This window comes from Streptomyces sp. NPDC053474, from assembly GCF_044544845.1.
Taxonomy (GTDB): domain Bacteria; phylum Actinomycetota; class Actinomycetes; order Streptomycetales; family Streptomycetaceae; genus Streptomyces.
The window spans coordinates 257,816-278,339 of the sequence record NZ_JBITXV010000010.1; the positions used below are offsets into that span (position 1 = coordinate 257,816).

Consider the following 20,524-nt stretch of genomic DNA (forward strand, 5'->3'; position numbering starts at 1 on the left):
CGCGAATTCACCCACCCGCCCAGGGAATCTCCCCCGAACTCTGGGGCCTGTAATGGCGTTTCGTCCAGCACTCTTCGCGGGACGACCCGGGCACCCTTGCCGGATCGGCCGCCCCGGGCGCGTCGGACCATTCCGGGCGAGGCGGCACGCACGCCCGCAGCCCCGCCATGGGGTCGCGCAGCCGCCCTGGCGAGAAACCGACCCTCTAAATGATCATGAACGGGTCACCGCATGTATACCTTTGCCGTGACTTTGCGCTCTTTCTTCACCCGTTCCTGTGCCGTGGCCGTCCTCGCCACGGCCGCCGTCTCCACACCGGCCGCCGCGGCGGAGCCCTCGGCTCCCACCCCCCGGTCCGGCGCCCCGGCCGACAACACGCTGTGCGTCTACAGCACCGAGATCACCGACAGGACCACCGGCGGCTACGTCTGGGACGTGGGGACCCGTGCCTACGCGCTCTGGAAGTCCGAGGACTTCCAGAGCAAGTACGGAAAGCTCTCCTACGGCGAGCAGACGAACAAGCTCCTGTACGAACTCAACGTCAGCCAGCACGTCTTCGGCCACAGCTGGCTGGTGCACTTCAACTCGCACGGCGCCTTCGAGCGCAAGCTCGCCGGAGGCGCCACCGCGCGCTACGACACGTACTCGTTCCAGCCGCAGGACCCCGACGGCCGCAACGGCGACGGCAGCCCGGTGGACGGCATGTCCATCAACTACACCGGCTACGACGTCAACACGCCCGGCAAGCCGCTGATCGAGTGGGACCGGCCGAGCCGCAAGCAGGACCGCAACGGCGCGTACGCGCCCCGCGCGGCCCGCTGCAAGGCGCTCACCCCCGCCCAGCAGACCGCCTTCGAGAAGGAGATCGACCGGCGCAAGCAGGCCGACGAGAAGTACACCCTGCTGCCCACCTGGAAGTACCTCCTCACCGGCGGCTGGGCCGGGACCCCGGCCCGCAACTGCACGACGTTCGCCCTCCAGGTGTGGGACGCCACCATGGTGAACGCCCCCTCCGAGCGCATCGACCCGACGCTGCGGCTGCCCGCCGCCGACCTCAACCGACTCGGCGCCAAGGTGCCCGCCGACCTCACCCAGAGCGAGTTCTCCGCCTGGATCCCGGCCCTCGCGGGCAAGTGGATCCACGAGAAGAACGGCAACCGGGACGAGAACGACGAGGTGCCGCGCTTCGCGACCGACGACCCCACCCCGGCGCCCGCACCGGCCCGGCAGCTCGCGCCCTAGCGACCGGCGGCGGCGGAAACGGGTGACCGATGAGTTTCTCCGTGCCCGGCAGTCATAGATGATGTTGGTGCGAACGACGCCGCGCGTGCGGCCGAAGGACGCACTCACCGCCCTTGCCGAGAACCGGATGCACGAGCCGGGCACGACAGACCGAGGAACCCAGATGCGTACGTTGATCAGCACCGCCTTCATCTCGCTCGACGGCGTCGTGGAGGCCCCCGGCGGCGAGCCCGGTTACCGGAACTCGGGGTGGACCTTCAAGGACATCGAGTTCCTCCCCGAGGCGTTCGAGATCAAGGGCAGGGAACAGCAGGAAGCCACCGCGATGCTGCTGGGCCGCGTCAGCTACGAGGCGTTCAGCCCGGTGTGGCCCGACATGGAGGACTTCGCCGACTACAAGGTCATGCCGAAGTACGTCGTCTCCACCACCCTCGCGGAGGGCGACCTGGTGGCGAACTGGGGCGAGACCACCATCCTGCGCTCGCTCGACGACGTCGCCGCGCTCAAGGAGACCGACGGCGGCCCGATCATCGTCCACGGCAGCGCCGGTCTGAACCGGAGCCTTTCGGACGCCGGTCTGATCGACCGCTACCACCTGCTCGTCTTCCCGTTGCTGCTCGGCGCGGGCAAGCGCCTGTTCAGCGACACGGACAAGGACACCCAGAAGCTGAAGCTGGTCGAGCACCAGGCGTACGCCAACGGCCTGCAGAAGAACGTCTTCGACGTCGTCCGCTGACACCGCGGCTCGGGCCGTCGGCCATCACCCCGCGTCACGCGGTCGGGGCGGCCGACGGCCCGAGCCGCTCCGCGAGGAAGGCGATGATCTCGTCACGGGCCCGCACGGTCGGGTGGCCCTCCCGGTCGACGAGGTGTGCCGTGACGACGCTGTGGGCGCAGCCGACGACGTCGCGGAAGAAGGGCGGCGGGTCCGGGTGCGCCGCCCCGCCGGGCAGGACGCGGCCGTCGAACGCGTCGCCGAGCAGCGCGCGATAGGCCGCGAACCGTCGCCCCGTACACCACTTGTCGTCGTCGAAGCGGTAGCCGAGCACGCGCAGCCCGTCCCGCTCGACGCGTTCCGCCACGGCGGCGGCGTCCTCGGCGCTGAGCTCCAGACCGCCGGGGTCGTCCAGCGGCAGGGACGGATGGTTGACCACGGGAGCGATCACCGCGGGTTCGAGCGTCATGCTCAGGGCGAAGTTGCCCGTGAAACACAGGCCGACGGCACCGACGCCGGGTCCCCCGCACTCGGCGTGCGCCACGCGGGCGAGTCCGCGCAGCCACTCCACGACCGGGCTGGTACCGCCTCCGGCGAAGGCACGGAACTCGGCGCTGACACAGGCGGGCCGGACGACGGTCTCGGCCGCGTCGGCGCGCGGATACGCGCCGTCGACGCCGAAGAGCGAGGGCAAGTAGACGCGGAACCCGGCATCGCGCACCCACCGGGCGAAGCGCACCACGTCGGGGCTGATGCCCGGCATCTCGGGCATCAGGACGACCGCCGGTCCCGACCCGTCGACGTACACGGTCTTGCTGACGCCCTCGACGCCGACGGTCCTGCGGGACCAGTCGTCCAACGGCTCGGCCTGGGGTCGCGACGGGTCGCTCTGGGCTCGCTCGGTTGTCATGGGCCACAGGATGGCGAGAGGCTGCCCTTCCAGAGAAGCGGCGGTATCGCCAGGTGTCAGGGTGATGTCGCCACCCGTCGGGTGCCGGAGGTGCCGCATGAGTCCGCTGCGCGTGAGCGTCCTGGCCTACCCGGGCTGTTTCGCGTCGGAGGTGTACGGCGTCCTCGACCTCCTGACCATGGCCACGCATGTCGCCGCGGCGCACGGGGCGGCCGAGCCGTCCTACGAGGCGACGGTCGTCTCGCCCCGCCGCCGCGTGACCGCCTCCGGCGGCGCCCGCCTCGACGTCTCGGCACCGCGCCCCGCGGACGTCGTCGTCGTGCCGGGCTTCGAGCTCTCCCCCGCGCTCGACCTCACAGCGGCGCTCGCGGGCCTGGAGCCGGAAGCCGCCGTGATCCGCTCGCAGGCCGCCGCGGGGGCCGCCGTCGTGTCGGTCTGCGTCGGCGCCTTCCTGATCGCCGAGGCCGGGCTGCTGCACGGGCGCGAGGCGACGACGTCCTGGCTGTTCGCGGACCGCTTCGCACGCCGGTACGCCGATGTACGGGTCCGCCCGGAGCAGTTGGTCGTCACCGACCGGGGCGTGACGACCACCGCCGCCTTCAGCGCGATGTACGACTTCGCGCTGCGGCTCGTCCGCGAGCACGACGGCCCCCGCGTCGCCCGGGGCACGGCGCGCGTCGCGCTCCTGGACGACGCGCGTTCCACCCAGGCCGCGTACGTCGACCCGGAACTGCTGCCCACCGGGGGCACGGGCTTCGCGCAGCGGGTGAAGCGCTGGCTCGACCAGCGCCTCAACACCCGCTACGACCTGACCGCCCTCGCCCGCGCGTTCGGCGTGAGCACGCGGACGATGCTCCGGCGCTTCGGCGAGGAAGCGGGCGAGACGCCCCTGGCCTATCTGCAGGGCGCCCGGGTCCGCCGCGCCAGACACCTCCTGGAGACGACCGACAGGACCGTCGCGAGCATCGCAGCCGAGGTCGGCTACCGCGACTCCGGGACGTTCAGCGGGGTCTTCGTCCGGCACACCGGCCGCCAGCCGAGCGCGTACCGCTCGACGTTCCGACGGTACGAGCCCTCACAGGACCTCTTGCCGCGCCCATGAATCAGTCCCGCAAGAGGCTCAGTTCCCGCATGGCCTCGCTCTCGATGCGGGCGAGTTCGCCGAGCACCCCGCTCGCTTGCACGAGACACCGCTCGTCGCTCGACTCACCGGCCTTCTCGACGAGGGCCGCCACCTCGGTCCACAGTGTCGCGGCCTCGGCGTACAGCGCGTGCCCGGTGCGCAGCCGGTCGCTGTCGACCAGCTCGGCGCACTCGGCGAGGAAGTCGCGGTAGAGGTTGCGGAACAGGGCGCCCCCGGTGCCCCCTCGCTCCATCAGGAGGGCGGCGAGCGGCAGGTCCCGCTGCGGGTCGTCGCTGCGCTTGAGCCAGGTGCGGACGAGCTTCGCCGCCTTCTCGATGCCCCGGTGCCCCAGGTTGGCGATGGGCGGGTTCAGGAAGGCCTCGGCGCAGGCGGTGACGGCCGGGACGATCCGGTCCCGTGGCGCCGCCGCCCCGGCCGGAGCGGTCAGGGTGAAGGAGCGGTGCCGGGCGGACATCGGCCCGCGCGCGGCCCTGGCCTCGGCGAGGGAGGCCAGGGAGGTGGTCACCGCGCCCCCCTGCTGGGCGGTGTCCACCAGGTGGGCCTCGTCCTCGTCGTAGCCGTACATCGCGACGACGTGACCGGCGAAGTGGACCTTCGAGGTGAAGTAGTCCAGGTAGTAGCTGTCGAGCTGGAGCCCGACGGGGCGGCCGTCGTCGAGCGGGGCCCGCACGTTCTCCCAGGCCTTGCGGGCGGACGTGGTCTCCCGGACCTGGAGGTCGAGGCCGAGCCGCGCGGCCAGGTTCCTCGTGAGCTCGAAGGGTTTGACGCGCCCTCCGAGGAAGGGGAAGTCCTGCTTCTTGCTGTCCCAGTAGACGAAGGTCAGCCCGGATCCGAGGCCGAAGAGCATCGGCTCGGACAGCTCGATTCCTTCGTGCCTCAACAGCACGTCGAGCGCTGTGGTCTCGCAGTGCCGCATACCGCGGGCATCGACGTCGTTCACTCGCGTCATGCGTTCTCCTCGACTGGGATGACCAGCCTGGTCATCAGCTCTTCCGGTGGTGCTTCCGCGGGGCCGACCAGATACGCCTCCCGTACGGGGCCGTGCGGGCGCAGCCCGCGCTCGTGGATGGCGGCGAAGAGGGCGTTGTAGGCCAGGGGCAGCTGGGCGTAGGGCCCGATGTGCACGGTGTGGGCCGCGGGCCCGGCGGGCAGCACCTCACGCGTCAGACCGGGGACGCGCGCGCCCTGGGGCGTCTGGGCTCCCACGGCGATCCGCGTCTGTTCCTCCAGGTCCAAGGGGTAGAGGCCCCACAGGGGCGGTTCCCAGCCGACCGCCGCCCCGCCGAGCAGGGGCAGCAGCCGGGCCACGCACTCGCCGACCTTGTCCCCGATCTCGGTGGCGGCGCAGGTGGCCCGCGTCACCGCCAGATGCCGCGCGGGCTCCGCGGCGACGCTCACCTCGTAACCGGGCAGGCCGCCCTCTTCGAGCCGCTCCAGCATGCCGAGGCGCGCCTGGTCCCGGCTGATCCGCTCGGCGAGCCGGTCCCGCTCCGCGCGCAGCAGCTCGGCCCTGCGTCCGGGCTCGGCGGCCAGGGCCTCGGCGATGACGGCGAGGGGCAGGTCCATCTCCCGCAGCAGGGCGATGGTCAGCGCGTCGCGGGCCTGTCCGGGCGCGTAGTAGCGGTAGCCGGAGCTGGCGTCGACGCGTATCGGCGCGAGCAGCCCCGTCTCGTCGTAGTGCCGCAGCTGCTTCACGCTGAGGCGGCACAGCCGGGCGAAGCGCCCGATGGTCAGAAGTTCGTCTCGCACGTCACCATCGTGGACTCTCCCCCCGTGGGAGAGTCCACCCGAGCCGACCGCGTGTCCCCGCGGCGAGCGCGCGACGAGGGCCGGGCCCGTCGGAAGGACGGGCCCGGCCCCGTGGTCGGCCGCAGGGTCAGACGCGGTCGGCGGCGATCAGGACGTACTGGAACGAGCCGTCCTTGTACGAGTTGATGAACGCCTCCTCGATGCCCGTGACCAGGGACGACGTGGCCCGCAGCTCCCAGTACGGCAGGGTCGCGGGGGTCAGGTCGACGACGGCCTGCGGGACGAGGCGGTTGTCCGCCATGGCGCGCAGGTACTCCCGCCGCGAGTGGATGTTGCACTCGAAGTGCGCGTTGATCTGCGAGACCCACTTCGAGGGCTGGCCGTAGCGGGGGTTCCAGCAGCCGGTGATCGTCACATAGCGGCCGCCCACGGAGAGGATGCGGGAGTGCTCGGCCATGAGGTCCTCGAGGTCGACGTACATGCTCGACTCGTTGTTCCACGAGCCCGCGGCCTGCCCCGTCTCGAAGGGCATCGCGAGCATGTTGCAGACCCGGGAACGGACGGAGTCCTCGATGCCCAGCTCGAGCGCGCGCTGATTGCCGAACTCGGCCTGCTTGGCCGAGAGCGTCACCCCCTCCACCCTGCAGCCGAAGCGCTGGTGGGCCATGACCATCGAACCACCGCGGCCACAGCCCGCGTCGACGAGCGTGTCGTCACAGCCGATGGCGCCGAGGTGGTCCAGGAGCATCTCGGCCTGCGCCGACTCCAGCCGGTGCAGCTCGGCGATCAGCCTCTTCTCGTACCCGCCGTCGTCGATGTCCCCGAGCGCGGAGCGGTCGACGTCACCGATGCCGTAGTGGTGGTGGTAGAGGCCGTCGACGTCGCCGAGGCGCAGATTGACGGGGCGGGCCTCGTGGTCCCAGTAGCGGGCGATGTCGCCCTGGTAGGGCGTGGCCGGGGCGGGGATGAAGACGTTCGCGTCCCCGGAGCCGTTGACAGAGGTGACATCGGCGGTGAGATCGGTGCTGGACATGGATAAGTCCCCCTTTACCAGAAATCGGGAAGGCTGTAGCGGTAGGTGTTGGTCATGTGCCAGTAGTGGTTGCCGTCGACCCAGACGGCCACGCCCTTGAGGAAGCGGAGCACGCGCGGGTCGGGGCAGGAGGCGGCCAGCTGTGCGGCCGTGGCCTCGAACTCGTGCATGAGCTCGTTGTGGACCTCGACGGCCTTCAGATAGGCCTCCCGCTCGGAGAGGTCCTCCCGTTCGGCGATCACCACGGGCAGATTGAGGTGCTTGCCGGGGCTGGCGAGCTCCTTGGTGTACGAGTACAGGTCGTTGACGATGGTGGTGGCGTTGCTCGCGAGGGCGATGACCCGCTGCATGGCGGGCTGCGCGTGCAGGTCCGCCGGGAGTTCGTAGCCACCGACGGTGTCGGTGATGGTGGGGCACGGGCGGAAGTTGTTGAACTGGCGCATCGCCAGGTACTCCCACACCTGCGGTACGTGATCGGTCTCGGCCCAGGCCGCCTCGGCGAGGTAGCCCAGGTGCAGACGGGCCATGTCGTGCCGGAACCGGTCGGCCTGGGCGGGGGTGGCCAGCTGGGTGAAGTACTCCATCGCGGAGGCGTAGGCGCGCCGCGGGGCGTCCGACTGGAGGGACTCGGCCCAGTCCGGCGCGTACTCCTTGGTCGTGTGGAGCGGGTCGAGCGCGGTGTGCGCGAGCAGCAGCCTGCCGCCGAGGCCCACCGGCGAGCCGCCGTGGTCCTCGCAGTAGCAGTCGTCGACCGCGTTCTCGGCGACCATGAGCCGGGCGGCGGCCATCACGTGCTCGACGGTGGGCGCGTCCGGGTGGCAGGCGACCATGTACCGGCCGGTGGAGAAGCCGTCGAACTGGTCCTCCCACTCCGGCGGGTACGCCTGGACCTCGTCCACCGCCCAGCGCTTGATCCGGCGGCTGACCTCCTCCACCCGGACCGGGTCGGGCTCGGGCACCGGGTGGTAGTAGAGGCCGGGGATCGGCGTGCCCTCGGCCGCGGGCGGCTGCTCCGGCGGCTCGGGCTCCAGCGGCTCCGGGTCCGGCACGACCGGGGCGGCCGGGGCGGCAGGCAGCTCCTCGCGCCGGGCCAGGCTGAGGGCCGCCGTGCCCAGGCCGGTGGGGCCGCGCAGCACCCGGGCGAGCGCGGGGTTGGGTTCGATCGCGCTCGACGGCAGGGGGGAGGGCCCGGGATCAGACATCCGTGACTCCTAGGTGACGTGGGGTGGGCGGGCCTCGGCGGCTAGTCGGGCCTGCGGGCGATCTGCACGTTCTCCAGCACGCCAAGGGCGTCGGGCACCAGGACGGCGGCGGAGAAGTACGTGGTCACCAGGTAGGACGTGACCGCCTGGTCGTTGAGCCCCATGAAGCGGACCGAGAGGCCCGGCTCGTACTCGTCCGGCAGACCCGTCTGGTGCAGGCCGATGACGCCCTGGTTGTCCTCGCCGACGCGCATGGCGAGGATCGAGCTGGTGTTCTCCTTCGTGATCGGGATCTTGTTGCAGGGCAGGATCGGGACGCCGCGCCAGGCGGGGACCCGCTCGCCGCCGAGGTCCACGGTGTCCGGGTAGAGCCCGTGGGCGCTGAAGCCGCGGCCGATCGCCGCGATCGTGCGGGGGTGGGCGAGGAAGAACTTGGTGCCGCGGCGGCGGCAGAGCAGCGAGTCCATGTCGTCGGGGCTCGGCGGTCCCGCGTGGGGCTGGATCCGCTGCTTGAGGTCGGCGTTGTGCAGGAGGCCGAACTCGCGGTTGTTGATCAGCTCGTGCTCCTGGCGCTCGCGCAGCGCCTCGATGGTGAGCCTGAGCTGTTCCTCGGTCTGGTTCATCGGGCCGTTGTAGAGGTCGGCGACCCTGCTGTGGACCCTCAGGATGGTCTGGGCGACGGAGAGTTCGTACTCGCGCGGGTGGAGTTCGTAGTCCACGAACGTGCCGGGGAGAACCGGTTCTCCGGTGTGCCCGGCGGAGAGGGCGATCTCGGCCTCTCCGTGCCGGTTCTGCCGCTGCTGGGGCAGTGCGCTCAACCGCTCGACGTGCGCCCGCAGGCTCGGTGCCGAGGACATCAGGGCGGCGAAGTCCTCGCGGGAGAGCGTGACGAGGGTGCCGTCGGTCTCGGCGGTGGCGGTGAAGTCCCAGGTGGCGTCGGCGTCGAGGAGGGCGTCGTCGCCGAACCGGTCGCCGTCGCTGAGCACCGCGACGGCGACCTCTTCTCCGTACCGGCCCACGGAGGTCTGGTTGATCCTGCCGTGGGCGATGAGGTGGAGCTGCTCGGCGGCGGCGCCGCGCTCCGCGAGGACCTCACCGGCGCGGAAGTCGCGCTGCACGCACCGGTCGGCGATCGCGGTCAGCACGTCGTCCTCGTCGAAGTCCCGCAGCAGGGCCAGTTCGCCGAGTTCTCGGGGGATGACCCGGACGCGTGCGCCGTCCTGGATGAAGTCGATGCGTCCGTCGCCGACGGTGTACGTCAGTCGGCGGTTCACCCGGTAGGTGCCGCCCTTGGTCTCCACCCAGGGCAGCATCCGCAGCAGCCAGCGGGAGGAGATCTCCTGCATCTGCGGGGCGGACTTGGTGGTGGTGGCGAGGTTGCGGGCGGCCGCCGTGCCCAGGCTGGTGCGCGGCGGCTCCAGCTCTGTTTCCCGGCTGGCGTCAACGGTCATCGGGCAAGCGCTCCTTCATAAGGCATTTACAGGCAGCCCGTGGCGTACCTGTGCACAACTGTTGAAAGTTGACAACTCGCAGCTAACATCGGTGAACCGGTCCAGAACTCAGGGAACAGTAACGGCGGGTACGCCCCGTCCACCCACGGAATCCCAGGCCATTACCTCGAAGCGGTGAGCTTGCCCCGCAGGGCGTTTGCCGCGCCCATCAGTGGTTTTCGGACAGCAGTCACCCCGGCCCACGGGCATGGCACGGCCGCGCACCCCTCTCCCCTCCCTGACACCTCACCCTCAACCCGCGCGCCCGGGTGCCGCGCCCCTGGTCGACGTACTGCCAAGCGTCCGCACTCGTCCAGCAGTTGGCGTAGTTCGAGACCGTCCCTCCCGTACGCGCGATCCGTCCGCCCGGCTCAAACGAACCCCCCGCGCCGGTCGGACGGCACCGATGCGCGCAGGACGGCCCCGGAACCCCGCGTTCGCGGGACACTTCGGCCATGGCCTCCTCCCATCAGGCGCGGCCGCGCAGCGGGCTCGACGAGGCGACCCGGGCGGTCCCGGAGGACCGCCTGGAGGTCCAGGCCCTCCTGCTGGCCGCCGACGAAGACGCCTTCCGCGAGATCTACGAGCGGTACTCCCCGCTGGTACGGGCCCTCGCGGTGCGCGTCACCCGCGACCACAGCGCCGCCGACGACGTCGTCCAGGAGGTCTTCGTGCGGCTGTGGGAGAGCCCGCTGTCCTACGACCCGGCCCGCGGGCCCCTGCGCGCCTGGCTCGGGGTGGTCGCCCACCGGCGTGCCGTCGACTGGGTCCGCCGCGAGGAGCGCCACCGCAGGACCGTCGAGCCGCCGGCGCCGTCCGGCCACGACGAGACCGCCGAGGCCGTGACCGCGCGCCTGGAGGCGCTCGGTGTACGCTCCGCGGCGGCCCGGCTGCCGGACACCTTGCGCACTCCGCTGCTCCTCGCCTACTACGGAAGCCGTACCTACCGTCAGGTGGCCGGTGACCTCGGCATCCCGGAAGGGACCGCCAAGACTCGCCTGCGGGCCGCCCTGCGCGCACTGGCCGCGGCACTCGCGGAGGAAGGGATCACACCATGAGCGGTGCCGCCCGCCCCGCGCCCGGCGAACACGCCGCGGTGCGTTCCTTGTTGGGCGCCTGGCTCCTCGACGCCTGCTCGGACCGGGAGAGCTCCGCCGTGGTGGCGCACCTGGAGCGGTGCGCCGCGTGCGCGGCCGAGGTGCGGCACCTGTACCCGGCGACCGTCGCGCTGGCCGAGCCGCCGCCGTACGACGACGCCACCTCCCTGCCCGGAGCCGCCAGGAACCCGCCCGGTTCGCCGCGCTCACCGCACGACCGAATCACCGCCCTCGCCTTCGCCCGTCGGCGGCCCGCTCCCCGCGCCGTCCCGCCGCACCTTCGCCCGTACACCGACCAGGTGGCCACACTGGACGCCGTCCTGCGCGACCTGGCCGAGGCGGAGTGGAGCACCCTCACCGTGGAGGGCTGGACGGTGGTTCAGCTGGTGGCTCACCTCGCCGCGACCGACGGCCTCCTGGTCGAGGGGCTCGACGCCGGGGCCCGCGGCCCGCTGGGCCGGGCGGGCGACACCGTCCCCGACCGCACGCGGGCCTGCACGGCCTGGGCGGCCGACCGGTCTCCCGCGTCCGTGCACAGGGCCTGGCGCGCCCAGGCCGACGTCCTGCGCGCCGCGCTGCTCGGCGTGGGCGACGGGACCGCGGTCGGCCCCGAGCGCCTCGTCTCCCTCGGGGGTGCCCCTCCGCTCACCGTGGCCCATCACGCCGCCGCCCGGGCCTTCGAGACCTGGATCCACACCCGGGACATCGCCCTGCGCACGGGCCGTCGGCTGCCGCCGCCCACGTCCCGCTCGCTGTCCCTCCTGTGCGACTTCGGCGTACGTCTGCTGCCGCTCGCCATGCGGCTGCGGGGCACGCCGCTGGAGGACCGCGTCCTGCGCCTCGAACTCACCGGCCGGAGCGGTGACACGTGGCTGCTCACCGACCCGGGACGGTCCTCGCCGGGCGGCCCGCCCGACGCCCATCTCACTCTCGACGCCGTGGAGTTCTGCCTGCTCACCGGGGACCGCCGGACCCCGGCCGAAGCCGCCGCCCTCGCCCGCGTCAGCGGGGACACCACGCTGGCCGACGAGGCCCTGGCCGCCGCGCCCGCCTTCGCCGGTCCCTGAACCCCGCCCCCACCGGACCCAGAGGACGCCGATGCACACCCCCCTCACCCCCCTGGCCTTCCTGCGCCGCGCCGCCGAGGTCCACCCCGGCAAGACCGCCGTCGCGCACGGTGAACTGCGGCTCAGCTACGCCGAGTTCGCCGCGCGGGCGACCCGGCTCGCGCACGCGCTGCGGGCCTCAGGGGTGGCGCCCGGTGACCGGGTCGCCTATCTCGCCCCGAACGTCCCCGAGCTGCTCGTCGCGCACTTCGGCGTGCCGCTGGCCGGTGCCGTGCTCGTCGCGGTGAACACCCGCCTCGCCCCGGCGGAGGTCCGGCACATCTGCGACCACTCCGGGGCTCGCCTCCTGGTGGGCGACGCGGAGCTGCTCGCCGGGGCCGGTCTTGACCCCGGCGGCCTGGCCACGGTTCGTGAGGTCGTCGCCTTCGGCGCGGACGCAGAGGCGGCACTCGGCACGCCGTACCAGACGTTCCTCGCCCGGGGCGACGACCGTCCGCTCTCCTGGGACGTGCCGGACGAGAACGCGGTCATCGCCCTCAACTACACCTCCGGCACGACCGGTCGGCCCAAGGGCGTCATGTACACCCACCGCGGGGCCTACCTCAACGCCCTCGGCGAGGTGCTCCACTCGCGGCACACACCCGAGAGCGTGTACCTGTGGACCCTGCCGATGTTCCACTGCAACGGCTGGTGCACCGCCTGGGCCGTCACCGCGGTCGGGGGCACCCACGTGTGCCTGCGCGCGGTGGTCGCCGAGGACGTCTGGCGGCTCCTCACCGCCGAGGGCGTGACGCATCTGAACGGCGCCCCGACCGTCCTGCTCACCCTCGCGACCGCCCCGCAGGCCCACCGGCTACGGCGTCCCCTCACGGTGACGGTCGCGGGCGCGCCGCCCAGTCCCACCCTGATCCGCCGGGTCGAGGACCTCGGCGCCGACGTCGTCCACGTCTACGGACTCACCGAGACCTACGGCCCGTACGCCGTCTGCGAACCGCAGCCCTCCTGGGGCGCCCTGGACGGCCCGGCACGCCACGCGCTGCGGGCCCGCCAGGGTGTCGGCATGATCCAGACGGACGGCCTGCGCGTCGTCGACGAGGACCTGCGCGACGTCCCGGCCGACGGCACCACGCTCGGTGAAGTCGTCATGCGCGGCAACAACGTCATGGCGGGCTACTTCCAGGACCCCGAGGCCACCGCCGAGGCGTTCCGCGGCGGCTGGTTCCACTCCGGGGACCTCGGCGTGCTCCACCCCGACGGGTACGTCGAACTCCGTGACCGGGCCAAGGACATCATCATCTCCGGCGGCGAGAACATCTCCACCGTGGAGGTCGAGCGCGCCATCGACTCGCACCCCGCGGTGCACGAGGTGGCGGTCGTGGGTGTGCCCGACGAGAAGTGGGGCGAACGCCCGAAGGCCTTCGTGGTCCTGGGCCCCGCCGCGGACGACGTCGAGGTGACCGCCCAGGACCTCATCGACCACGTGCGCTCCCGCCTGGCCCGCTTCAAGGCGCCGGACCGGGTCGAGTTCGTCGCCAGCCTGCCGAAGACGTCGACCGGAAAGATCCAGAAGTACGTGCTGCGGGAGCGGCCGGTGTAGGCCCGGGGCGTCAGCTCAGCGCGTGCGCGCCGACGGCCCGGCCGACGCGGTGGGGCAGGTCGCTCCAGGGCCGCGGGCTCACGACCGGCACGCCCAGGGTCCGGGCCCGCTCGGCGAGCCACCTGCCGTACAGCACGCTGACGCGCGCCCGGTGGTGCTGCGGTCCGGCGTCCGGCTCGCGTGCCAGGTAGTTGGCCGTCACCTGGGCCTCGTCGTCCTCGTGGACGAGGACGGCCCGCACCCCGTCCACCGAGTTCACCAGGTCGGGGAGCAGGTAGTCGCCCTCGATGACGACGGGGGTGTCGGTGTTCACGTGGTTGGCCACCACCGCCTCGACAGCCGGGGCGAGCACCCGGGCGATCCCGATCTGCCGCTCCACGACGGACTCGGGCGCCTGGAGCGCCGCCTCGGGGTGGGTGCGCCAGATGTGCACCTCGGGCAGGTGCTCGGGCCGGGTCACCGCGAGGAGTGCCTCCACGATGTCGTCGACCTCCACGACGGGGACGGCGAACCGTCGCGCGAGCGCGCGGCTGACCGTGGTCTTGCCCGTTCCGGAGGCGCCGCCGACGGCGAGGACGCGCCAGTTTGGCCGCGGGGGCTGCTCAGGGGTGTCGTTCACGGGGGAACTGTAGCGAGCGCCGACCGGGCTTCGGGGAGGCGGCCGAGAGTTGGAAGCCGACTTCCGCACCGCCGCCCGGGGCGCCCGTGGCGAAGACGGTGCCGTCGTCGGCCGTGATGATGTCGTGGACGATGGCCAGGCCGAGGCCGGAGCCGGGGATGGACTGGGTGCGGGGGCCGCGGTAGAAGCGGTCGAAGACGGCGTCCAGGTCGTCCGGCGCGATGCCGGGGCCGTGGTCGCGTACCGTCAGGCGGTTTCCTCGCACGTGGAGGGCGATGGGTGCGGGGGCCTCGCTGAACTTCACCGCGTTGCTGAGGAGGTTGTCGACGCAGCGTTGCAGCGCCCGGGGCCTGGCCCGTACCGGGACGGGGCCCTCGACCGTCACCGTGATGTCGCGGCCGGTGCGCTGGCGGTAGCGCTGGGCGCTGTCCTCCGCCACGGCGGGCAGGTCGACGGTCGTCGGGTCCTCCCCGGTGTACCGGTCGGTGGCCAGCTCGACGAGTTCGCGGACGAGGTCGTCGAGTGCCGTGGTCTCGGTGACGAGGGTGGTGAGGATCTGCTCCTCGTCCTTGGGGTCGAGTCGGCCGCGGGCCCGCTGGAGCAGTTCGGCGCTGCCGCGCACGGAGGTCAGGGGGGTGCGCAGTTCGTGGCTCGCGTCCTGCACCAGTTGCTGCTGCTGGGCGCGCGAGCGGCGCAGGGCGCTCAGCATGGCGTCGAAGCTGCGGGTCAGCTGGCCGATCTCGTCCGCCCCCGCCGGTGGCAAGGGCGTGGACAGGTCCTGGGTGGTGGTGATGCGCCCGGTGGCGCGGGCGAGGCGGCTGACCGGGCGCAGGACGCGGCCCAGGACGATCCAGCTCAGCACCGCCGAGAGGCCGGTGGCGGCCACGGTGGTCCAGGGGACGCGCCACAGGAAGGCGTTCTCGACGCGGGCGACGCCTTGGTAGTGCTGTCCGACCATCACCGCTCCCCCGTCGGGCAGCGCCTTGGTGAGCACCCCGTACTCGCGCCCTGAGACGAACACGTCCTGGCGGCTGCTCCCGCTGCCGGTGCGGGCCACCTCGCGGTCCGCGTCCGACACCGGGAGGCGGTCGCGGCCGGGGTCGAGGGGGCGCACGGTGCCGTCGGCGAACAGCACCTGTTCGGTGACGTCGGGGCGCACCGGGGGCTTGCGGGAGGCGCCGAGCAGGGTGATGACGGTGTCGGCGCGGTCTTCGAGGCCGCGTTCCAGTTCGCCTGCGACGAGGTCGCTGACGCCGCGGTACGACGCGACGACGGTGACCCCGATGGCGAGCACGGCCGCGGCCACGACCACCAGGGTGATCTTCGTGCGCAGCGTGGGACGGGTCAGCCGTGCCAGGGGCCGTGCCATCACGCCGACCTGACGGTGAAGCCGACGTTGCGCACGGTGTGGATCACCCGTGGGGCGCCGTCGTGTTCGGTCTTGCGGCGCAGATAGCCGATGTAGACGTCCAGGGAGCGCGAAGTGGTGTCGAAGTCGTAGCCCCATATGCGCTCGTAGATCTGGGCGCGGGTGAGCACGACGCCCGGATTCTCCAACAGCAGTTCCAAGACGTCGAACTCGGTCTTGGTCAGGTCGAGCCGGTGGGATCCTCGGTGCGCCTGCCGGGTGGCGGGGTCCAGGGTGAGGTCGCCGAAGGACAGCAGCTCGGCGGCGGCTTCGGGGGGCGCGGTGCGGCGCAGCAACGCGCGGATGCGCGCGAGGAGTTCCTCGGTGGCGAACGGCTTCGCCAGGTAGTCGTCGGCGCCCGCGTCGAGACCGGCGACGCGGTCACCGATCTGGTCCCGGGCGGTGAGCACGAGCACGGGAAGCCGGTCGCCGCGTCTGCGCAGCGTCCGGCACAGGGCCAGGCCGTCCAGGCCCGGCATGACCACGTCCACCACCGCCAGGTCCGGGCTCTCCTCCTCGATCAGGGCGAGCCCGCGCAGCCCGTCGGGGGCCAGCAGGACGCGGTAGCCCTCGAAGCGCAGCAGGTGGTCCAGGGTGCTGCGCACACCCGGGTCGTCCTCGACGACCAGGACGGTACGGCGGTGCTCGTTTGCCTCAGTCATGAGCACATCTTCGCTGGTGGGGGCGGTGGGCCCGGCGGGCGACCCCGTCGTTGGCCCACGCGCCGACACACCTCGGCCGGTGGTGGCCGCCCGGGTCCCGCCGGGCCCGGGGTGTTCAGGCCGAAGGGGTGTGTTCCGTCGGGCCGTAGAGGGCCGCGTCCGCGCCGGTGTGCAGGGCCCAGTAGCGGTCTCCGTAGGACCAGTGCCACCACTCGGTGGGGTAGTTCACCAGGCCCGCGGCGGTGAGCACCGAGCCGAGGAGCTCCCGGTGGGCGCGGGCCCGGGCGCTGATGTTGGCGGCGCCGGTGTAGCAGGCGCCCTCGCTCTCCTCGGGGTCGGCGTTCATGCGGGTGCCCAGGTCCAGTTCGCGTCCGTCGGCGTCGGCCAAGGTGAGGTCGACGGCCGCGCCCGCGCTGTGCGGGGCGATCTCGGGCGGTGACACGTACCGGCTCGTCGCCGCGTGGAGCTCCTCGGCGGACCAGTCGGGGTGCTGGGCCCGCAGTTCGTCGGCGTACTCCTCGAAGTACGCGCGCTGCAGGGCCAGCGGCCGGTACCCCTCGACGAACAGCAGCCGCACGTCGGCCGGGAGCAGCGACTGGGCCTTCAGCAGGCGTTCCAGGACACCCGCGCGCAGCTGGGCGAAGGAGTCCGCCGTCCGCAGGTGCGCGAAGCCGTCCGCCGGGTCCTGCTCGCGGTCGTCGACGCGCAGGCCGCCGTCGCGCCGTACGTCCACGAGCCGTTCACCGCACTCGGCGACGGGTACCGCGGCGACCCTCGGGTCCGACATCAGAATGATCTCGCTCATCACGCGATCATCCCCCAGGAGGGGGGTGCCCGGAAGTGCCTCGTGCGTCACCACGGGATCGCCGCCCCGGTGAGGGTCGGGGCCGCTTTCCCGCGAAGTCAACCGCGCGGGCGCTCGGCCCTCCCCTGGGGTACGGCGGTTCAACACGGACTGCGACGGGCCGGGTTGGGTACACGGCCAGCCCCTGGGTAGAGAAGCAGCCATGTCCTGCCTGCCTCGCCCGGTGGACGGTGTCGTGGTGGGCCATGAGGTGTCACGCTCATGGGCCCCGCGCAGCCGCCGCCGGACGAACTCTCGCCGACCGAGCAGGATCATGGCGAGAAACATGCGGGTAGGATCCGCCGACACCCCGTTCGCACTCAGGAGAGGTGGACGTCATGTCCGATGCCCTCGCCACACCGACCGGACTCGAGAGTCACTACGCCGCGCAGCTCGCGGCGGACCTCGAGCGCAACGCCACCGAGCAGGAACGTATCGGTACCGAAGTGCAGTCCCTGCAGGAGCAGTTGCGTGCCCTGCAGCGCGACCGTGAGCTGCTGTTGAAGATGCAGCAGCTGCTGGACGACGGGGCCGCGGCCTCCGTCCGGCAGGCCACGGCCCGCAAGGCGCGGGTCCCCGCACCCCGGGAGACCACGCCCCGCACCAAGCGCACCGCGCCCAAGAAGGCCGCGGCCGCCAAGGCCAAGCCGCAGCCCAAGCCCAAGAAGCCCGCCGAGGGGCCCACCCTCATCGAGCTGGTACGCACCCACCTCGGTCAGCAGAGCGAACCGCGCTCGGCCGCCGAGGTGACGACCGCGCTCACCCAGGGTCACCCGGATCGCACCATCAAGACCACGGTCGTGCGCACCACCCTGGAGAAGCTGGTCGCCAAGGGCCAGGCCCAGCGCACCCGGCAGAAGAACTCCGTCTTCTACAGCACGCCCGACGCCCCCGAGCAGCCGAAGGGGGCCGACGACGGCGCGGACACCGCCGCCGAGAAGCCGGAGTCGAAGGACTGAACTCCGTTCCGGAGAAGTTCTGTCCAGCGGAATGCGAGGACCGGCACGGGACGTTCACCCAGAACGTTCAAGCAGGTGGGGAGCCCGATCGGCTCCCCACGCGTGCCGCCCTCGCACCGCGCGGCGGCCGCCCGTCACGGAGGATCGCCAGGACATGACGCACGACGCACGCACCCTCACCAACCCCGCCACGCTCCACGACCCGACCCCCTTCGGCTACAGCCACGCCGCGTCGGCGCCCGGCGAACTCGTCTTCATCGGCGGTCAGTACGCCTCCGACGCCACCGGTTCCCCGGTGCCCGGTGACTTCGCCGCCCAGGTCGACCTGGCCTTCGAGCGGCTGCGGTCGGCCCTGGAAGGGGTGGGCCTCGGCTTCGAGCACGTCGTCCGACTCGGCACGTACATCGTGGACCACGACGTCGACAAGCTCGGTGCCCTCGGCGCGGCGCTGCACGCCCGCTTCGGGGACCGCCTCCCGGCGCAGACCCTCAGTGGTGTCGCCTCGCTCGCCCTGCCGGGCATGCTCTTCGAGGTCGACGCGGTCGCCGTCCGCCCGGCCGCCTAGCGGTCGCGCCCCACCTGCCGCGGGGTTTCACGGACGACGCGGCCTCACGGCCAGGAACAGACGGATCGGTGTCCGTGGCCCACCGCCCGGCAGGGCCGGGGTGGCTCGGCCGTGCCGTCGGGCCGTAGTGTCTGCCCGGCTCGGTCCGAGGCGATCAAGGGGGCAGTGGTGGTGCGGTGGGGGCAGCGGGGCGTTGTCGGTGTGGCGGCGGGGCTGGTGGTGGCCGTCGTCGCCGGGTGTGCGGCGCGGGAGGCGGGTGACACCGGGCGGTCGAAGGACGCGGCATCGGCGCCCGCCACCCCGTCGAAGGACGCGGCATCAGCGTCCGCCACCCCGTCGCAGGGCGCGCCGTCGTCACCCGTGGCCCGGCCGCTCACCGCGCGGAAGCTGAAGTCCCTGCTCCTGCGGGACGCGGACGTGCCGCAGGCCGAGAGCACCTCGGTGCAGGGGCCCGTGGACCGCTACGATCCGCCGGTGCGGGTGCCGGGCCCCGGCTGCCAGGACGTGTTCGACGCGCTCGTCGCCCACCACGCGTCCGCCTCCGTGATCCAGGACTTCTGGTGGCGCGGCAGGACCTGGGGCGGCCGCACCTGGCTGGCCTCGTACTCGGGCACCGGGGCCGCCGAGCGGTTCCAGCGGCTGACGGACGGCCTCACGACCTGTAGGACGCTGGTGGGGCAGACCCCGGAGGGCAGGCTCAACTCCCGGATATCCCTGGTGAAGGCCGCGGAGTTCGGTGACGAGGCGGTCACCTTCGACCTGAGCTCGACCGGCCGGGGCAGCGCCCCGCTGGTCGACCACCACACCTGGGTGCGCGTGGGCACCCTCACCGTGGACATCAGTGACCGCGGCGCCCGCGACGCACCCCGCTTCCCCGTCGGCGTGGTGGTCGACAAGCAGCTCGACCGGCTCACGAGGCACACGCGGAGGTGACGCGCCTGCGGGCTCAGGCGCGCAGGGCCGTGAGCCCGTCGTAGGCGGCCATCACGACCTCCAGGCCCCGGTTCTCCTCTCCGGGACCGCGCAGCTGGTTCGTCACGTACGCCACCGCCATGCGGGCGTCGGGCTCGACCATGACCAGGGAGCCGCCCCAGCCGCCCCAGCCGTAGGTGGTGCCGAACAGGCCGTAGCCCATGCCGTAGCGCATCGAGGTGCCGAGGACGCGGTCCTCGCCGTGGAACTGCTCCTGCCACGCGAGCTCGCAGCCCGCCCCCGACAGGAGCCGTACGCCGCCCACCGCTCCCCCGCAGGCCAGGACCGACTGCACGAGCGCGACCGAGCGGGCGTTGCCGAAGCCGCTCGCGGCGGGGATCTCCGCGCGGCGCCAGGCGACGCTGTTGCCGTCGCGGACCCGGATCGCGGTCGCGCCGGAGGGTGCGGCGCCCGTGCCCGGCGCGCTCGCGGCGTAGTCCTCGCCCTGGGAGGGCGGCGGCACGGTGAGCGCGACCCGCCCGTCGTGCTCGGCGGGCAGGCCCAGGTGGAAGTCGGCGCCCAGCGGCCCGGCCACCTCATCGGCGAAGAACCGGCCCGGGCTTCGGCCGGTGATCCGGCGGACGACCTCACCGACCAGGAAGCCCTGGGTCAGCGAGTGGTATCCGGCCGCGGTGCCCGGCTCCCAGCGCGGTGCCTGCGCGGCCAGGCGCGCCGTGGCGCTCGGCCAGTCGTAGAGCTCCTCGACGGGACCCTCCCAGTCGGGCAGCCCCGCGGTGTGCGCGAGCAGGTGGCGGACCAGTACGCCCTCCTTGCCCGCGGCCGCGAACTCCGGCCAGTACCGGGCGACCGGCGCGTCCGGGTCGAGTGCGCCGCGGTCCGCGAGGATCAGGGCGCACAGCGCCGTCATCGTCTTGGTGACGGACCAGGTGTTGACGAGGGTGTCCCGCTGCCAGTCCGTCGTACGGTCCGCGTCGGCGAAGCCGCCCCAGACGTCGACCACCGGCTCGCCGTCCACGAAGACGGCTGCCGAGGCGCCCGTGTCACCCGAGTCGAGGAGCGCCGCGAGCGCGTGGGGTACGGCGGTGAACAGATCATCATATGTGCCCTGAACATCGGCCATGCGCGGAATCTAGCCCGTGTCGCCGCGGTGCGGTCAACCGGTTTTCGGGCGGCCCGAGCCGCTTCACGGGGGCCGTCCGGCCGGGTCCCGTGCCGCCCGGCCCGGGGCCGGGGCCCGGCCATGCCGCCGCCCGTGCGCCGCTCACCGGGCCGTCTGTGAGACTGGCCC

General features: G+C 72.6%; 19 protein-coding genes and 1 pseudogene. 9 read left to right on the top strand and 11 right to left on the bottom strand.

Annotated features, from left to right (window positions below):
• The first annotated feature begins 246 nt into the window (after positions 1–246).
• Entirely contained in the window at positions 247–1,242 is a 996-nt protein-coding gene (locus ACIG3E_RS24845; RefSeq protein ID WP_399620341.1) for a hypothetical protein, read from the top strand.
• A 163-nt stretch (positions 1,243–1,405) separates the two neighbouring features.
• Positions 1,406–1,978 (top strand): dihydrofolate reductase family protein, encoded by a 573-nt coding sequence (locus ACIG3E_RS24850; RefSeq protein ID WP_399620343.1) that lies wholly within the window; start codon positions 1,406–1,408, stop codon positions 1,976–1,978.
• Between the two features lie 34 nt (positions 1,979–2,012).
• Here the strand turns inward: ACIG3E_RS24850 and ACIG3E_RS24855 are convergent, their stop codons facing one another.
• Entirely contained in the window at positions 2,013–2,867 is an 855-nt protein-coding gene (locus ACIG3E_RS24855; protein WP_399620345.1) for a dienelactone hydrolase family protein, read from the bottom strand.
• Between the two features lie 97 nt (positions 2,868–2,964).
• Between ACIG3E_RS24855 and ACIG3E_RS24860 the strand changes: the two genes are divergently transcribed.
• Positions 2,965–3,969 (top strand): GlxA family transcriptional regulator, encoded by a 1,005-nt coding sequence (locus ACIG3E_RS24860; protein ID WP_399620347.1) that lies wholly within the window; start codon positions 2,965–2,967, stop codon positions 3,967–3,969.
• Between the two features lies 1 nt (position 3,970).
• On the opposite strand, the gene ACIG3E_RS24865 is transcribed toward ACIG3E_RS24860, so the two are convergent.
• The 5 genes and pseudogenes from ACIG3E_RS24865 to ACIG3E_RS24885 form a co-directional block, all read right to left on the bottom strand.
• Positions 3,971–4,960, bottom strand: a complete 990-nt coding sequence (locus ACIG3E_RS24865) for a BtrH N-terminal domain-containing protein (protein WP_399620350.1) — start codon at positions 4,958–4,960, stop codon at positions 3,971–3,973.
• Positions 4,957–5,760, bottom strand: coding sequence for a MerR family transcriptional regulator (locus ACIG3E_RS24870; protein ID WP_399620353.1), 804 nt, complete (start codon positions 5,758–5,760; stop codon positions 4,957–4,959). The genes ACIG3E_RS24865 and ACIG3E_RS24870 overlap by 4 nt, the downstream gene beginning before the upstream one ends.
• A 127-nt stretch (positions 5,761–5,887) precedes the next feature.
• Positions 5,888–6,793, bottom strand: coding sequence for a geranyl diphosphate 2-C-methyltransferase (locus ACIG3E_RS24875; protein ID WP_399620356.1), 906 nt, complete (start codon positions 6,791–6,793; stop codon positions 5,888–5,890).
• A gap of 14 nt (positions 6,794–6,807) precedes the next feature.
• Positions 6,808–7,986: pseudogene (locus ACIG3E_RS24880) on the bottom strand (family 2 encapsulin nanocompartment cargo protein terpene cyclase); the annotation flags it as partial.
• A gap of 50 nt (positions 7,987–8,036) precedes the next feature.
• Complete coding sequence (locus tag ACIG3E_RS24885; RefSeq protein WP_399620358.1) at positions 8,037–9,446, bottom strand: family 2B encapsulin nanocompartment shell protein; 1,410 nt, start codon at positions 9,444–9,446, stop codon at positions 8,037–8,039.
• A gap of 494 nt (positions 9,447–9,940) precedes the next feature.
• Here ACIG3E_RS24885 and ACIG3E_RS24890 point away from each other — a divergent pair, with 494 nt between their 5' ends.
• From ACIG3E_RS24890 to ACIG3E_RS24900, 3 genes are read left to right on the top strand one after another with little or no spacing between them, the layout of a single operon-like run.
• Positions 9,941–10,543, top strand: coding sequence for a sigma-70 family RNA polymerase sigma factor (locus ACIG3E_RS24890; RefSeq protein WP_399620360.1), 603 nt, complete (start codon positions 9,941–9,943; stop codon positions 10,541–10,543).
• A complete protein-coding gene (locus ACIG3E_RS24895) occupies positions 10,540–11,649 on the top strand; it encodes a maleylpyruvate isomerase family mycothiol-dependent enzyme (protein WP_399620362.1) in 1,110 nt (369 codons plus the stop codon). The genes ACIG3E_RS24890 and ACIG3E_RS24895 overlap by 4 nt, the downstream gene beginning before the upstream one ends.
• A gap of 31 nt (positions 11,650–11,680) precedes the next feature.
• Positions 11,681–13,246: a long-chain-fatty-acid--CoA ligase gene (locus tag ACIG3E_RS24900; protein WP_399620364.1), complete on the top strand. Its 1,566-nt coding sequence runs from the start codon at positions 11,681–11,683 to the stop codon at positions 13,244–13,246.
• Between the two features lie 10 nt (positions 13,247–13,256).
• On the opposite strand, the gene ACIG3E_RS24905 is transcribed toward ACIG3E_RS24900, so the two are convergent.
• The 4 genes from ACIG3E_RS24905 to ACIG3E_RS24920 all read right to left on the bottom strand — a co-directional run bounded on the left by ACIG3E_RS24905 (position 13,257) and on the right by ACIG3E_RS24920 (position 16,740).
• Positions 13,257–13,865 carry a hypothetical protein gene (locus ACIG3E_RS24905; RefSeq protein ID WP_399620366.1) on the bottom strand — a complete coding sequence of 203 codons (609 nt, stop codon included), beginning with the start codon at positions 13,863–13,865 and terminating at the stop codon, positions 13,257–13,259.
• Entirely contained in the window at positions 13,849–15,234 is a 1,386-nt protein-coding gene (locus ACIG3E_RS24910) for an ATP-binding protein (protein WP_399620368.1), read from the bottom strand. The genes ACIG3E_RS24905 and ACIG3E_RS24910 overlap by 17 nt, the downstream gene beginning before the upstream one ends.
• Positions 15,234–15,935, bottom strand: a complete 702-nt coding sequence (locus ACIG3E_RS24915) for a response regulator transcription factor (RefSeq protein WP_399620371.1) — start codon at positions 15,933–15,935, stop codon at positions 15,234–15,236. The genes ACIG3E_RS24910 and ACIG3E_RS24915 overlap by 1 nt, the downstream gene beginning before the upstream one ends.
• A 115-nt stretch (positions 15,936–16,050) precedes the next feature.
• Positions 16,051–16,740, bottom strand: coding sequence for a M15 family metallopeptidase (locus ACIG3E_RS24920; RefSeq protein WP_399620374.1), 690 nt, complete (start codon positions 16,738–16,740; stop codon positions 16,051–16,053).
• A 377-nt stretch (positions 16,741–17,117) separates the two neighbouring features.
• On the opposite strand from ACIG3E_RS24920, the gene ACIG3E_RS24925 reads away from it, so the two are divergent.
• The 3 genes from ACIG3E_RS24925 (at position 17,118) to ACIG3E_RS24935 (ending at position 19,236) form a co-directional block, all read left to right on the top strand.
• Entirely contained in the window at positions 17,118–17,738 is a 621-nt protein-coding gene (locus ACIG3E_RS24925) for a hypothetical protein (RefSeq protein WP_399620376.1), read from the top strand.
• A 154-nt stretch (positions 17,739–17,892) separates the two neighbouring features.
• Positions 17,893–18,303, top strand: a complete 411-nt coding sequence (locus ACIG3E_RS24930; RefSeq protein WP_399620378.1) for a RidA family protein — start codon at positions 17,893–17,895, stop codon at positions 18,301–18,303.
• Between the two features lie 201 nt (positions 18,304–18,504).
• Positions 18,505–19,236, top strand: coding sequence for a hypothetical protein (locus ACIG3E_RS24935; protein ID WP_399620381.1), 732 nt, complete (start codon positions 18,505–18,507; stop codon positions 19,234–19,236).
• A gap of 13 nt (positions 19,237–19,249) precedes the next feature.
• On the opposite strand, the gene ACIG3E_RS24940 is transcribed toward ACIG3E_RS24935, so the two are convergent.
• The gene (locus ACIG3E_RS24940; protein ID WP_399620386.1) at positions 19,250–20,356 is read right to left on the bottom strand and encodes a serine hydrolase domain-containing protein; all 1,107 of its coding nucleotides are present in this window, start codon (positions 20,354–20,356) and stop codon (positions 19,250–19,252) included.
• Positions 20,357–20,524: the final 168 nt, after the last annotated feature.